Origin of the sequence: Actinoplanes sp. NPDC026623 (genome assembly GCF_040638275.1) — a bacterium.
Taxonomy (GTDB): domain Bacteria; phylum Actinomycetota; class Actinomycetes; order Mycobacteriales; family Micromonosporaceae; genus Actinoplanes.
Window position 1 is genome coordinate 1 of the sequence record NZ_JBEZXZ010000014.1, and the last position, 12939, is coordinate 12939.

At 73.5% G+C, this 12939-nt stretch carries 13 protein-coding genes and 1 pseudogene; 5 read left to right on the forward strand and 9 right to left on the reverse strand.

Annotation, left to right across the window (positions count from 1 at the left end):
* Window positions 1-551: pseudogene (locus AB0F10_RS06550) on the reverse strand (hypothetical protein); the annotation flags it as partial.
* Window positions 552-781: 230 nt separating this feature from the next.
* Between AB0F10_RS06550 and AB0F10_RS06555 the strand changes: the two are divergent.
* The 3 genes from AB0F10_RS06555 to AB0F10_RS06565 all read left to right on the forward strand — a co-directional run bounded on the left by AB0F10_RS06555 (window position 782) and on the right by AB0F10_RS06565 (window position 3733).
* Window positions 782-1444: a TetR/AcrR family transcriptional regulator gene (locus tag AB0F10_RS06555; protein WP_360620797.1), complete on the forward strand. Its 663-nt coding sequence runs from the start codon at window positions 782-784 to the stop codon at window positions 1442-1444.
* A gap of 36 nt (window positions 1445-1480) precedes the next feature.
* Window positions 1481-1705, forward strand: a complete 225-nt coding sequence (locus AB0F10_RS06560; RefSeq protein WP_184997738.1) for a DUF3107 domain-containing protein — start codon at window positions 1481-1483, stop codon at window positions 1703-1705.
* 258 nt (window positions 1706-1963) lie between these two features.
* Window positions 1964-3733: a DEAD/DEAH box helicase gene (locus tag AB0F10_RS06565; protein WP_360620798.1), complete on the forward strand. Its 1770-nt coding sequence runs from the start codon at window positions 1964-1966 to the stop codon at window positions 3731-3733.
* Window positions 3734-3832: 99 nt separating this feature from the next.
* On the opposite strand, the gene AB0F10_RS06570 is transcribed toward AB0F10_RS06565, so the two are convergent.
* Both AB0F10_RS06570 and AB0F10_RS06575 read right to left on the reverse strand, forming a co-directional pair.
* The gene (locus AB0F10_RS06570; RefSeq protein WP_360620799.1) at window positions 3833-4126 is read right to left on the reverse strand and encodes a DUF2470 domain-containing protein; all 294 of its coding nucleotides are present in this window, start codon (window positions 4124-4126) and stop codon (window positions 3833-3835) included.
* Complete coding sequence (locus AB0F10_RS06575) at window positions 4123-4314, reverse strand: biliverdin-producing heme oxygenase (protein WP_360620880.1); 192 nt, start codon at window positions 4312-4314, stop codon at window positions 4123-4125. Before AB0F10_RS06575 ends, AB0F10_RS06570 begins: the two co-directional genes overlap by 4 nt.
* Window positions 4315-4394: 80 nt before the next feature.
* Here AB0F10_RS06575 and AB0F10_RS06580 point away from each other — a divergent pair, with 80 nt between their 5' ends.
* Window positions 4395-5528 (forward strand): SAM-dependent methyltransferase, encoded by a 1134-nt coding sequence (locus AB0F10_RS06580; RefSeq protein ID WP_360620800.1) that lies wholly within the window; start codon window positions 4395-4397, stop codon window positions 5526-5528.
* Here the strand turns inward: AB0F10_RS06580 and AB0F10_RS06585 are convergent.
* From AB0F10_RS06585 to AB0F10_RS06595, 3 genes are read right to left on the reverse strand one after another with little or no spacing between them, the layout of a single operon-like run.
* The gene (locus AB0F10_RS06585) at window positions 5521-6513 is read right to left on the reverse strand and encodes a hypothetical protein (RefSeq protein WP_360620801.1); all 993 of its coding nucleotides are present in this window, start codon (window positions 6511-6513) and stop codon (window positions 5521-5523) included. The two genes, AB0F10_RS06580 and AB0F10_RS06585, sit on opposite strands and share 8 nt — an antisense overlap.
* Window positions 6506-6718, reverse strand: a complete 213-nt coding sequence (locus AB0F10_RS06590) for a cation transporter (RefSeq protein ID WP_360620802.1) — start codon at window positions 6716-6718, stop codon at window positions 6506-6508. The genes AB0F10_RS06585 and AB0F10_RS06590 overlap by 8 nt, the downstream gene beginning before the upstream one ends.
* Window positions 6719-6771: 53 nt before the next feature.
* The gene (locus AB0F10_RS06595) at window positions 6772-7074 is read right to left on the reverse strand and encodes a metal-sensitive transcriptional regulator (RefSeq protein ID WP_360620803.1); all 303 of its coding nucleotides are present in this window, start codon (window positions 7072-7074) and stop codon (window positions 6772-6774) included.
* A gap of 83 nt (window positions 7075-7157) precedes the next feature.
* Here AB0F10_RS06595 and AB0F10_RS06600 point away from each other — a divergent pair, with 83 nt between their 5' ends.
* Window positions 7158-8135: a C40 family peptidase gene (locus tag AB0F10_RS06600; protein WP_360620804.1), complete on the forward strand. Its 978-nt coding sequence runs from the start codon at window positions 7158-7160 to the stop codon at window positions 8133-8135.
* Window positions 8136-8163: 28 nt separating this feature from the next.
* On the opposite strand, the gene AB0F10_RS06605 is transcribed toward AB0F10_RS06600, so the two are convergent.
* The 3 genes from AB0F10_RS06605 to AB0F10_RS06615 are packed head-to-tail and all read right to left on the reverse strand — an operon-like array spanning window position 8164 to window position 12869.
* On the reverse strand, window positions 8164-10320 hold the full coding sequence (locus tag AB0F10_RS06605; RefSeq protein ID WP_360620881.1) for a DEAD/DEAH box helicase: 2157 nt from the start codon (window positions 10318-10320) through the stop codon (window positions 8164-8166).
* Window positions 10321-10377: 57 nt separating this feature from the next.
* Window positions 10378-11103 (reverse strand): SDR family oxidoreductase, encoded by a 726-nt coding sequence (locus tag AB0F10_RS06610; RefSeq protein WP_360620805.1) that lies wholly within the window; start codon window positions 11101-11103, stop codon window positions 10378-10380.
* Window positions 11104-11141: 38 nt separating this feature from the next.
* Window positions 11142-12869: a serine/threonine-protein kinase gene (locus AB0F10_RS06615; RefSeq protein WP_360620806.1), complete on the reverse strand. Its 1728-nt coding sequence runs from the start codon at window positions 12867-12869 to the stop codon at window positions 11142-11144.
* Window positions 12870-12939 lie beyond the last annotated feature (70 nt).

Consider the following 12939-nt stretch of genomic DNA (forward strand, 5'->3'; position numbering starts at 1 on the left):
GGGACGGCCGCACGCTGCCGGCCGACCGACGGGCGCGGCGCCTCACGGCGCGCGTCGTCGAGATCCCCCTCGTACGGGTAAGGCGGGGCGCTGGCCGGCAGGATCCCGCCGACCGCACGCAGCTCGGTGGTGTCCTGGGCGTCCGGCCGCAGCAGCTCCGGCGAGAGCGGATCCGGCCGCGCGGGCGCGGCGCGGGGCGCCTCGGCGGCGCGGGGCGGCTCGTTCTGCCGGGGCTCGCTGCCGTTGGGCGACAGGTGGGCCATCAGGTCCTGGTAGCGCGCCCGGCTGTCGGACCAGCGCGGCGCCGCGGCGTTGTCGAGCGGGGAACCCTCGGCCACCGAGGGCAGCGCGGAGGCCGGGCCGGCCGACGAGAACGGCGACGGCGAAAGGGGCCGGATGTCCCCCGAAGGGGTGTCCGCCGGAAGGGTCCGGTCCGAGGTGAACGACCGGAGGTCGGAGGCGGGCCGGCGCCAGGCCGGCACGTCCGTCTCGGGGTCAAGCGCCGAGCCGGCGTTGGACCACGGACTCTCCCGTGTCGCCCAGCCGTTCAACAGGGTACGGTCACGCGATTCAGCACCGGTGCCGCCTTCCCCTGCACCGGCGTCCCCGGAATGCCCTGTTTCGTCCACCGCGCGCTCCTCGCTTGCCCCCGCTGAGGCTACCGTGTGGTTGCAGTGGCGATAAGTTGCAGCGTCGCGACAATTGCCCGCCCGGAAACCGGTAAACGGCGAACCGGGCAATCTTCGCCATGGCGCGGGGGATCGAAGTCTCGGAGGTTCACATGACCGCTGCGTCCGGCGGCGCACAGACGGCGGGGCGCCCCACCCGGCTGCCGCGCTCGGCACGCCGTAAGCAACTGCTTGCCGCCGCGCAGCAGATCTTCGTGGCACAGGGCTATCACGCCGCTGCCATGGATGAGATCGCCGAACGGGCCGGCGTCTCCAAACCCGTGCTCTACCAGCACTTTCCCGGAAAGCTGGACCTTTATCTGGCCCTGCTGGACACCCACTGCGACGCGATAATCGCCAAGGTGCGCGGCGCGATGGCGGCTACTCCAGACAACAAGGAGCGGGTCAAGGGCGCCGTCCGGGCGTACTTCGACTTCATGGACCACGAGAGCGAGGCGTTCCGGCTCGTCTTCGAGTCCGACCTGCGCAACGACCCGCAGGTCCGCGAGCGCGTCGAACGGGTCGAGCAGGGCTCCATCGCGGCGATCACCGACACGGTCGTCTCCGATACCGGGCTCAGCCGGGCGAACGCGGAGCTGCTCGCGTCCGGGCTGGTCGGCGCGGCCGGCCAGGCGGCGCAGTTCTGGCTCGCCAACGGGCGCCAGACGCCGAAGCCGGAGGCGGAGTCGCTGGTCGCCGCCCTGATCTGGCGGGGCATCGCCAGCTTCCCGCTGCAGGGTGAGTCAACGCCCGGCGCGCCGGGGGAAATCGGCTAGCCTTCAGGGCGGACGACATCTGAGAGGGAGGACCCCGTGGAGGTCAAGATCGGCGTGCAGTACGCCCCGCGCGAGCTGGTGCTGGAGAGCGCACAGACGCCGGCCGAGGTCGAGCAGGCCGTGACCGAGGCGATGGCCAAGGACAGCGTTCTCACTCTGACCGACGAGAAGGGCCGCAAGGTGATCGTCCCGATCGCCAAGGTGGCCTACGTGGAGATCGCCGAGAAGTCCGAACGGCCGTTCGGCTTCACCACCCGATAGCACCGCGCGACGAAACGGCAGGGAACTCCGCTCCGGGGTGCCCTGCCGTTTCTATACAGCACCGTCACCTTCGCCCTGAGGTGCGGAATCTCCTGGTCGGGTAGACTCGTTTCGTCGCCGTCGACGTCGGCTCGTCATTTCGAGTCGCCGCGGCGACGCGCGTGCGGCCCGCGAGCATCTCGCGTGTGGCCCGCGCCCTACCCAGACCGCGCCCCAGGACTTCGACGGGCGCACCACGAGAGGCACCCGTAGAACTTCATGACCGACATCGAGAACAACGAAACAGAACCGGCGCTGGTGCCGGTGCTCACCCGCGCGCCCGTCCGCGCGGACAGCCCCACCTTCGCCGAGCTGGGCGTTCGCGCGGAGACCGTCGAGGCGTTGGCCGCGGCCGGCATCACCCGGGCGTTCGCGATCCAGGAGTACGCCCTCCCCATCGCCCTGCGCGGCACCGACCTGATCGGCCAGGCCCCCACCGGCACCGGCAAGACCCTGGGCTTCGGCCTGCCCCTGCTCGAGCGGGTGCTCGCGCCCAGCGAGGGCGCCGACGGCCAGCCGCAGGCCCTCGTCGTCGTGCCGACCCGCGAGCTCGGCCTGCAGGTCGCCCGCGACCTGGCCGCCGCGGGCAGCACCCGGGGCGTGAGGGTGCTGCCGATCTACGGCGGCGTCGCGTATGAGCCGCAGGTCGAGACCCTGAAGAAGGGCATCGAGATCCTGGTCGGCACCCCCGGCCGCCTGCTCGACCTGGCCAAGCAGAAGCACCTGAAGCTCGGCTCGATCAAGGCCCTGGTGCTGGACGAGGCCGACCGGATGCTCGACCTCGGCTTCCTCGAGGACGTCGAGAAGATCCTGGCCATGCTCCCCGAGCAGCGCCAGACGATGCTCTTCTCGGCGACCATGCCGGACCCGATCGTCGCGCTGAGCCGCCGCTTCCTGCACCACCCGGTGACCATCCACGCCGGCCACACCTCGGAGAGCGGCCCGTCGCCGCTGACCAAGCAGGTCGTCTACCGCACCCACCCGCTGAACAAGCTGGAGATGGTGGCCCGCATCCTGCAGGCCCGCGAGCGCGGCCTGACCATGATCTTCACGCGGACGAAGCGGGCCGCGGACCGGGTCGCGGAGGACCTCGACTTCCGCGGGTTCGCGGTGGCCGCGGTCCACGGCGACCTGGGCCAGGGCGCGCGCGAGCGGGCCCTGCGCGCGTTCCGCTCCGGCAAGATCGACGTGCTGGTGGCGACCGACGTGGCCGCCCGCGGCCTCGACGTCTCCGGCGTCACCCACGTCATCAACTACGACTGCCCGGAGGACCCGGACACCTACACGCACCGCATCGGCCGCACCGGTCGCGCGGGCGCGACCGGCGTCGCGGTGACCTTCGTGGACTGGGAGGACATGCCGCGCTGGGTGCTCATCGACAAGTCGATGAGCCTCAACATGCCGCAGCCCCCGGAGACCTACCACACGTCCGAGGCGCTCTACTCCGACCTGGACATCCCGGCCGACGTCTCGGGCACGCTGCCGACCGCGGTGCGCACCCGGGTCGGCCTGTCGGCCGAGATCGAAGAGGACCTGGGCGGCACCCGCCGTCGCGGCAGCCGCGACGGCGGCCGTGACTCGGCCCGTGGCCGTGGCCGCAACGAGCGGTCCCGCGGCCCGCGCCGTGACGACGCACCGGCCGAGGCCGCCGCGCCCGCAGCGACCGACGAGGCGAGCGACGGGCCGCGCCGGCAGCGGCGCCGCCGCCGCGCCGGCGACCCGGTGACGACGACCGACGAGGCCACCACGACGACCCCGCTGTTCTCGGGCGACTCGGCGGCGATCGCCGACGACTCGTCCGCCGACGCGTCCGGCGACGACGCCGACAACGGCCCGGACGACGGCTCGGCCGAGGGCGACGCGGCGGGCCGGCCCCGCCGGCGCCGCCGGCGGGGTGGCCGCGGCACCCGTGCCGCGGGCGGCACCGCAGAGGGCGGCGAGGGCGGCGATTCCGCGCCCGCCGAGGCCTCCGGCGGCTCCGAGGACTGACCTACGCAGAACGGGCGTACGGAGCGGCTCGCCCGCCCTGTGCGCCCGTTCTGCTGTTATTTCGTCGCGGTCTCTGACGCCCTCGGTGATTCGGGCGGGTCAGTGCGTCGGCTCCAGCCCCAGGGCCGCGCACGCGCGCCGGTACATGCCGACCGTCTCCAGGCGGACCTGGCGGCGCTCCGTCAGGTGCTCGCTGAACGGGATGCGGACCGGGACGGCGATGCCGTTCACGGTCGCGTCGAAGTCCATGCCGTCGGCGTCCATTCCTGACATCCGGGCGGCGCTCGCGGCCGCGATGCCGCCCAGCCCGCGGACGATCAGCACGTTGTCGTCGGCGTGGTCGTCGTTCATGTGGCGGGCGATCTGCGCCACCACCTCCGGCGTGAAGGTCATTGCCAGCGCTCCTTCAGCTCGCGCAGCACCGCGATGTTCAGCCGATGGGCCTCGACCACCTCGGCGACGGAATTCCCTTCATCGTCCGGCGTGAATACCCCCTGGTCGAGCAATTCGCGATAACGGGTGCGGAACGCCGGCGGCGAGATGCCCTCGAAGACGAAGAAGCCGCGACCCGCGCCGTCCAGACGGAGAGCCGCTCCGTGGGAGGGCTGGCGTCATCGCGGCACCTTCGCCTGGTCAGGTTCGGCCGGGGCAGAATGGTGGGATGCCCCAACCACTGGACGCCGTCCTCGCCGAGGTGCGTGGCCTGCTGCTCGACCCCGCGCTCACCCGCGCGGTCGCGGCCGGCAAGCGCCGCGGCCTCACCCCGTCGGTCAACCGGGCCGAGCTCCGGCCGGTCGCCCTCAAGGGCGGAAACCGGTTGCAGATCGTGACCGATGACGGCTCCCGGCCCTACACCCGCAATGTCGCGCCCGGCGCCGAGGCCGAGGCGGCGATCGACGCCCTGCTCGCGGAGCCCTTCGGGAACTGGCACGTGGAGACCGCCGGGACCACCGTGCAGGTGCGGATCACCAAGAAGGGCGACGCCCAGGTGCACCGGGCCGCGGCGGCCGAGCCCGCGGTCACCCAAGGTCACGACCGGGCCAAGCAGTGGCTGCTGGATCCCGGCGACCCGCTCTTCACGGTGGTCGGCGGGACGGCCGCCAAGCGCCGGCAGGTCGACGCCTTCCTGCGCGCGCTGGCCGCGACGCTGCCCGACGACCTGCCGGACCTCAGGGTGGTCGACCTGGGCTGCGGAAACGCCTACCTGACGTTCGCGGCGTACCGCTACCTGACCGACCGCGGCGTGCGGGTCCGGGTCGTGGGTGTCGACGTGCGCGAGGACCAGCGGGTGCGGAACACCGCCGTCGCCGAGCAGCTGGGCTGCGCCGACGCGGTCACGTTCGTCGCCGGCACGATCGAGGACGCCGTCGTCGACCAGGCGCCCGACCTGGTGCTCGCCCTGCACGCCTGCGACACCGCGACGGATCAGGCGCTGGCCCGGGCGGTGAACTGGGGCGCCCGGTGGGTGCTGGCGGCGCCCTGCTGCCACCACGACATCGCCAAGCAGCTCAAGAGCAACCCCACCCCGGCGCCGTACGGTGAGATCACCCGCCACGCGATCCTGCGGGAGCGCTTCGCGGACGTGCTCACCGACTCGCTGCGCTCGGCCCTGCTGCGGCTGCGCGGCTACCGGGTCGAGGTCGTGGAGTTCGTGGACTCGGCGCACACGCCGCGCAACCTGCTGCTGCGGGCCCGGCTGACCGGCGCGGCCCCGGCCGAGGGCCAGCGCGCCGAATACGACGCGCTGACCGCTCAGTGGGGCGTGACGCCGGCGCTGGAGAAGCTGCTCACCTGACCACGGTGGTGAACGCCGCGGTGTGCACCCCGCCCGCCGCAAAGTCGAAGAACATCCGGTAGCGGCCGGGGCCCGGCGCGGCCAGCCAGAACTTGACGGCCCCGTCGACGAGTCGCGGCTCCGGGTGCACGTGGACGTAGCCGACGTCGCCCTCGCGGAACACGACCAGGTGCCCGAAGGCGCCCAGGTACGGCTCCAGCGCGGCGGGCCCGCCGCCCGGCCCGGACACCGTCAGGAGCAGCGGCTGGGCGACGCCGGTCTGCGGCTGTCCCGCGTACGACACGGTGAAGCCGTCGACGCTCGCCCGGGTGACGGGCGCGGGGAGCGCGACCGGGCGGTAGTCGCCGGCGACCGTGAGGTCGACGCCGAGCGTGACCGGCGTCTGCTTGCCGCCGACGATGGCGGTGAAGTCGGCGATCGCCCGGTAGCTGCCGGGCGCCGCCAGGCTGAGGTCGATGCTCCAGGTGCCGTCGGGCGCCATCGTGGGGTGCAGGTGCTGGTAGCCGGTGAGGTCCCGGCGCACCACGACGAGGTGCAGCGGCTTGTCGTGCATGACCGCATACGTGGTGACGGGCACCCCGGCCGTGAGGATCCGGAAGGTGAACGGCTGCCGCCGCCCGGCCTGGAACGCGGTGGCACCGGGCACGAGGGTGAGGCCCGCGGCGGTGACGGCGAGGCCGCCGACGCTCTCGGCCGCGTTGCCGGCTCCGTTGACCTGGGTGACCGTGCCGTCGGCGTTGTGCACGTGCGGCGCGGCACCGGTGTCGTCGTGCGGCGCGACGGCCGCGGTGTCGTGGCCGTGCCCGCCGCCGGTTGCGGTGGTTGCCGTGGGGGTGGCCGCGGCCCGCTCGACGGAGTTGTTGAGCCGGCCGATGCCGTAGCCCGCGAAGAGGACCACGACGACGATCGCCCCGAAGGCGGCGAGCCGGAAGCCCGCGCGATCGGATTTCGGCTCGGTGGGCGCCGGGCCGAGCGGGTCAGGCATCGGCAAGCTCGTAGCCGGCCTCGTCGACCGCGGCGCGCACGGCGTCCTCGGCGAGCGGGGCCTCGCTGGTCACGGTGACGGCGCCGGAGGCGAGGTCGACCCGGACGGAGCTCACGCCGGGCAGCTCGGTGATCTCGCTGGTGACCGCCTGCACGCAGTGCGTGCAGGTCATCCCGGTGACGGTGTAGGTGGTGGTGACTAGCATGGCGTTCCCTTCGACTTTCCCGCCGGACGCCGGCCCGGCGGATGCTGCGTTGCTCAGGAACGGACCAGGCGGGCGATCGCGTCCGAGGCTTCCTTAACCTTGGCGGTGGGGTCACCGGCGCGTGCGGCGTCGACGACGCAGTGCGCCAGGTGGTCCTCGAGCAGGCCGACGGCCACGGCGTGCAGGGCGCTCTTGGCGGCGGAGATCTGGGTCAGGACGTCGATGCAGTAGGTGTCCTCGTCGACCATCCGCTGCAGGCCCCGGATCTGGCCCTCGATGCGGCGCAGGCGGCCGAGCAGGGCGGCCTTGTCGCCCGAGTAGCCGTGCGGGCCGGGATGTTCGTGGTCGGTGGTCATGGCCGCAAGCATACCCCCCACCCGTATTCAATCCGGTCAGCCACACGCGTGGCTTTTATTCCTTTTGTCTCGTTAAGGGTTCTGTGTCGTTTACCCTGACCGCCCGGAAGATCATTGTCTCGCTCGTGCCGGTGCTGCTGCTCGCGGGCCTCACACCCGGAGCCGCGCACGGAGCCGACCGCACCTCCCCCGCCGAACTGGACAAACGAATCGAGGCCGCCGCCCGGCAACTCGAGGTCGTGGTGGAGCGGCAGAACAACGCCCGCGAGGACCTGCACGCCACCAGAATGCAGACGAAGCACCTCGGCGGCCAGCTCGGCCCGATGACCCGCGACCTGCTCGAGCGGCAGCGACTGATGGGCGCCCTGGTGTCGCGGACCTACCAGCGCACCCGCAGCGGCCCGACGGTCGCGCTCTTCGCGGCCGACGAGCCGCATGTGTTCATCGACAAGCTCCTCTTGCTGCACCAGCTCGCGAACGAGGAGCAGCGGGCGGTGACCGAGCTGCGCGAGGCCAGGACAAGGGTCTTCCAGACCCGCAAGATGCTCAACGCCCTCGCCGACCAGCAGCGCCGGCAGGAGCTGCGCCTGCGCGTGGGCAAGGCGACGGTCGAGGGCGAGATCATGGCCCTCAAGCAGATGCGGGCGATCGCGTACGCCGGCGGGTCCCGCTTCGGCGCCGACGAGAACTTCCCGATGCCGGAGTTCGTGACGGGGCGCCCGGGCAGGGTGGTGGCATTCGCGTTCGGCCAGCTCGGCAAGCCCTACCGGTGGGGCGCGGCGGGGCCGAGATCCTACGACTGCTCGGGGCTGGCGCTGGCGGCCTGGAACGCGGCCGGGGTGGGTCTGCCGCACAACGCCGCGCGGCAGTACAACGCCGTCACGCATCTGAGCAGGTCCGACCTGCGGCCGGGCGACCTGGTGTTCTTCTACGGCCCGATCAGCCACGTCGGCATCTACATCGGGGCCGGCAGAATGATCCACGCACCGGAGTACGGCGAGAACGTCCGGGTGTCCCGCATCGACACCCAGCCGATCCACGGCTTCGGCCGCCCGTCCTGACCTCCGCCCGGCCTCGGCGGCGAGGTTGTCAGCCGGCGACGGCCAGGGCGAACGGCAGGACAGCCGGGGCGCCCGCCCGGCGCAGCGCCCGCCCGGCCAGGACCATCGTCCAGCCCGAGTCGCAGAGATCGTCGACCAGCAGCACCGGGCCGTCGAGGCCGGCGAGGGCCTGCGCCACCTCCGGCGGGACCGCGAAGGCGTCGTGCAGGGCCAGGACGCGCTGGGCGCTGTTGCCGCGCGGGCCGGTGTCGCCCGCGTGGGTCGAGGTCATCGTGCCCAGCATCGGCAGCCTGCCGACCGTCGCGATGCGGTCGGCGATGCTCGCCACCAGCACCGGGCGCCGGTGCGAGCCGACCGACACCACCGCCGCCGGGCGCTGCTCCCAGCCGTCGTCGCCGTGCGCCCAGGCCTTCAGCACCTCGACCACCGCCGCCGCCAGGTCGTCCGGGAGCGGGCCGTCCGGCGCGTCGGGCCCGACCAGGCCGCGGAGCCGGCCGCCCCAGCCGAGGTCGGACAGCCGGCCCACCGCGCGGCCCGGGCGAATCTGCTCGGCCGGGCCGATCTTGCCCTTGACCGCGACGCCGACCGCGGCCATGCCGGTCGGCCAGAGCTTCTTCGGGGAGATGTCGACGCCGGCGTGGCCCAGGAACGTCTGCGCCGCGGTCAGCGACGCCGGGGACACCTCCGCGTCGAACATCGGGTCGGCGCAGGTGTCGCAGCGGCCGCAGGCCCGGGCCTCCGGGTCGTCGAGGCAGCGGCGCAGGAACTCCATGCGGCAGCCGGCCGTCTCCGCATAGTCGATCATGGTTTGCTGTTCGGCCGTGCGGGCCTGCGCGACGCGGCGCAGCCGGGCCGTGTCGTAGGTCCAGGGCTCGCCGGTGGCGATCCAGCCGCCGCGGGTGCGGCGCACCGCGCCGTCCACGTCGAGCACCTTCAGCATCAGTTCGAGGCGGGCCCGGCGCAGGTCCACAATGGGCTCCAACGCCTGGGTGGACAGCGGCCGGTCCGGCGGCAGCGCGGCCAGCACCGCGCGGACCTGGTCCTCCGGCGGGAACGCCAGCGAGGCGAAGTAGCGCCAGATCGCGGCGTCCTCGGCGCCGGGCAGGAGCACGACCTCGGCGTGCTCGACGGCCCGGCCCGCGCGGCCCACCTGCTGGTAGTAGGCGATCGGGGACGGCGGCGCGCCGAGGTGGACGACGAAACCCAGGTCGGGCTTGTCGAAGCCCATGCCCAGCGCGGAGGTGGCCACCAGCGCCTTGATCTTGTTGTCGAGGAGGTCCTGCTCCGCGGCGCGGCGGGCGGAGTCCTCGACCTGGCCGGTGTATGACGCGACGGGGAAGCCGCGCGAGCGCAGGAACTCCGCCGTCTCGGTCGCGGCGGCGACCGTCAGCGTGTAGACGATGCCGGAGCCGGTGAACCGGTCGAGGTGGTCGGCGAGCCAGGCCAGCCGGTGCGCGGGGTTGGGCAGGTCGAGCACGGCCAGGCGCAGCGAATCGCGCTCGAGCGCGCCGCGCAGGACCAGCGCGTCGCCGAGTTGCTCGGCGACGTCGGCGGTGACCCGGGCGTTGGCGGTGGCCGTTGTCGCCAGCACCGGGGTGCGGCCCGGCAGGCCGGCCAGGAAGGTGCGCAGCCGCCGGTAGTCCGGGCGGAAGTCGTGGCCCCAGTCGGAGACGCAGTGCGCCTCGTCGACCACGAGCAGGCCGGTGCTGGCGGCGAGGCCGGGCAGCACGTTGTCGCGGAAGTCGGGGTTGTTGAGCCGCTCGGGGCTGATCAGCAGGACGTCGACCTCGCCGTTGCGGATCTCGGCGGTGATCTCGCTCCACTCGTCGAGGTTGGCCGAGTTGATCGTGCGGGCCCGGATGCCCGCACGGGCGGCCGCCTCGACCTGGTTGCGCATCAGGGCGAGCAGCGGCGAGACGATCACGGTCGGCCCGGCCGGCGGATCGCCGGCCTCGGCGGTGATGCCGTCGCGCAGCAGCGCGGTGGCGACGAAGTAGACCGCCGACTTGCCCCAGCCGGTGCGCTGCACGCAGAGCACCCGCCGCCGGTCGACGACCAGGGCCTCGATGGCCCGCCACTGATCCTCGCGGAGCACCGCGTGCTCACCGGCGAGCCGGCGCAGCACCTCCTCGGCGCACTCGCGCACGCCGGACCGCTCGGCCTCGCTCACCGTTTCCCGCTGCATCTCCACCACGCAGCATGTCTACCAGCCGGCACCGACACAGCGGGCCGGGACGGGCCGTCAGCGGCCCAGGACCGAGCCGCCGTTCACGTTGATGATCTGGCCGGTCACGAAGCCGCCGCCGGGGCCGGCCAGCCAGCGGACCGCCTCCGCGATGTCGTCCGGCACGCCGGCCCGCTTCACCAGGGTCGCCGCGACCCGCTGGGCGTGGCCCTCCTCGGTCATGCGGCCGTCGAAGAACTCGCTGTCCGTCACGTAGCCGGGCGAGATCACGTTGGCGGTGATGCCCTCGGGGCTCAGCCGGGTCGCCAGATCGAGCACGTAGCCGTGCAGCGCCGCCTTCGCCGCCGAGTACGGGCCGCCGCCACCCCGCTGGGCCGCGATCGAACTGGTCAGGATGATCCGAGCGCCCGGGCGGCGCAGCAGGGGCAGCAGCGCGTTCGTGAGCAGCACCGCCGTGATGACGTTCGAGTCGAAGTTCGCCCGCCAGTGCGCCGCCAGGCCGGCCGGGGTGGAGTCGTCGCCGCCCACGTACGCGCCCGCGTTGTTGATCAGGACGTCCACCGGGCGGCCGGCGACGGCCTCGACCACGGCGGCGGCCTGTCCCGGGTCCGCCAGGTCGGCGCGGACCGCCGTCGCCTGCGGGCCGATCCACTTCACGGCGTCGGCCAGCACCTGCGGGCGCCGCCCGACGATGATGACGTCGTAACCCTCCCCCGCCAGCATCCCCGCCGTCGCCCGGCCGATTCCCGTGCCGCCCCCGCTGACCACCGCAAGCCTCGCCATGTCGCCGAGCCTAGATGAACCGACGGCCGCGGAGGTGGTCAGATCGTCACGGAGAAGCCCGGCTTGGGCGGATCCTTCCGCACCGCCGGCGCCTTCTTCCGAGCCGGCGTCTTCTTCGTCGGCGCGCCAGGTGTGGAGGCGGCCGGCCTCCTGGTCGAGGGCGGGGGCGCCGGGGTGACGTCCGTCTCGGTGGGGATCAGCACCGCGCCCAGCACCTCGGCCCGGCACTTGTGGCCGTTGAGCTTGAAGGCCAGTGGAAGCGGGTTGCTGACCCGGTAGCTGCCGCTGAGCACGATGGTCTCCGACCGGCCGGGCCGCAGCCGCGCCCCGTCCCTGGCCTGCAGCATCAGCCTGCGGCCGCTCTGGCTGAGCCGCTTCGGCGAGCCGGTGAGCCGCTGCCCGCCCGTGAAGGTGAACTCCAGCCGCCACCCCGACAGCACGTGCTCCCCGGTGTTGATCAGCGTGACCTGCGCGCCGAAGTCCGTACCCGAATCGCGCTGAACGCGGTAGCGGACCTTGCACCCGCTGCCGTGCGGTGCGACCGCGCCCGGCCCGGCGCCCGCCGCCGCGGCCTGGGCGGTGCCGACCTCGACCGGTTCGCGGTTCGACGACCAGACCAGGCCGATGGACGCGATCAGGACGACGGTCGCCACCCCGGCCTGGAGGCGATGCCGGCCGGCCAGGACGGCGTCGCCCAGCCGGCCGCCGGTGAACAGGTCGTGCACCAGGGCGCCGCCGCGGAACAGCCCGCCGCCGAGCGGCCGCGGGCCGCCGGCCCGCACCGCCCGGGCGCGGCCCGACCGGGTCCGCAGCCGGAGGGCGGGTACCCGCGGCGGACGCGACGGCGGCCTCGGCACCGGGTGCGGCGAGGGGCGCGGGCCCGGCGCGGCATCGCGGGCCACCGCCGGCGGGATGATCGGCTTCAGCCCCACCACGGCGGCCAGCGTCCCGGCGGCCTCGGCCGCGGTCGGCCGGTCCCCGGGCTGCTTGGCCAGGCAGCGCAGGCACAGGTCGCCGACCTCCGGGGGAAGCCCCGGCAGCGACGGCACCGGCTCGGGGTCCGCGAACAGGTGCGCCCGCAGCGCCTCGGTCGTGTTGCCGGCCGGCCACGGGAAGCGCCCGGTGAGGGTGCGGTAGAGCAACAGGCCGAGGGAGTACACGTCGGTCGCCGGCGACACCGGGCTGCCGCTGAGCCGCTCGGGCGCGAGGTACGCGGGCGTGCCGAGCAGGCTGCCGTCCGCCGCGGCGTCCCGCTGCCCGATCAGGGCGGAGATGCCGAAGTCGACAACCTTGGCCCCGGCGCCGGTGAGCATGACGTTGGCCGGGGTCACGTCGCGGTGCACGACGCCCCGGGCGTGCGCGGCCGCCAGCGCCGACGCCACCTCGGCCGCGATGAGCACCGCGTCCCGCCACGGGAACGAGCCCTGCCGGCCCAGCCGGGCGGACACCGACTCGCCGTCGTTGAGCTCCATCACCACGTACGGGACGGTGAGGTTCTCGTCGAGCGGGGATTCGCCGAAGTCGAAGATGCCGGTGATGTGCGGATGGCACAGCTGGGCCGCGGCCAGCGCCTCCTGGCGCAGCCGGTCACGGAACATGGAATCGTCGGCGAGCTGCGGGGTGAGCATCTTGACGGCGACGGCCCGGCCGAGCACCTCGTCGTGGGCGCGCCAGACGACGGACATCCCGCCGGTGCCGAGCCGCTCGATCAGGCGGTATCGATTACCGACAAGGCCACCTCGTCTGCCGGTCGCCAGCCACCCCATAAGCCGATTGTTGCCCGCGCACCGCCCTCTCACGGTGGGTCCCGGAAATCACCTCCGGCCGTTCCGACGG

What these genes read in the sequence shown, in the direction of transcription:
- AB0F10_RS06555 (WP_360620797.1), top strand. Translation starts at nt 782, where the DNA reads ATGACCGCTGCGTCCGGCGGCGCACAGACGGCGGGGCGCCCCACCCGG.
- AB0F10_RS06565 (WP_360620798.1), top strand. Translation starts at nt 1,964, where the DNA reads ATGACCGACATCGAGAACAACGAAACAGAACCGGCGCTGGTGCCGGTG.
- AB0F10_RS06570 (WP_360620799.1), bottom strand. Translation starts at nt 4,126, where the DNA reads ATGACCTTCACGCCGGAGGTGGTGGCGCAGATCGCCCGCCACATGAAC.
- AB0F10_RS06580 (WP_360620800.1), top strand. Translation starts at nt 4,395, where the DNA reads ATGCCCCAACCACTGGACGCCGTCCTCGCCGAGGTGCGTGGCCTGCTG.
- AB0F10_RS06585 (WP_360620801.1), bottom strand. Translation starts at nt 6,513, where the DNA reads ATGCCTGACCCGCTCGGCCCGGCGCCCACCGAGCCGAAATCCGATCGC.
- AB0F10_RS06590 (WP_360620802.1), bottom strand. Translation starts at nt 6,718, where the DNA reads ATGCTAGTCACCACCACCTACACCGTCACCGGGATGACCTGCACGCAC.
- AB0F10_RS06595 (WP_360620803.1), bottom strand. Translation starts at nt 7,074, where the DNA reads ATGACCACCGACCACGAACATCCCGGCCCGCACGGCTACTCGGGCGAC.
- AB0F10_RS06605 (WP_360620881.1), bottom strand. Translation starts at nt 10,320, where the DNA reads ATGCAGCGGGAAACGGTGAGCGAGGCCGAGCGGTCCGGCGTGCGCGAG.
- AB0F10_RS06610 (WP_360620805.1), bottom strand. Translation starts at nt 11,103, where the DNA reads ATGGCGAGGCTTGCGGTGGTCAGCGGGGGCGGCACGGGAATCGGCCGG.
- AB0F10_RS06615 (WP_360620806.1), bottom strand. Translation starts at nt 12,869, where the DNA reads ATGGGGTGGCTGGCGACCGGCAGACGAGGTGGCCTTGTCGGTAATCGA.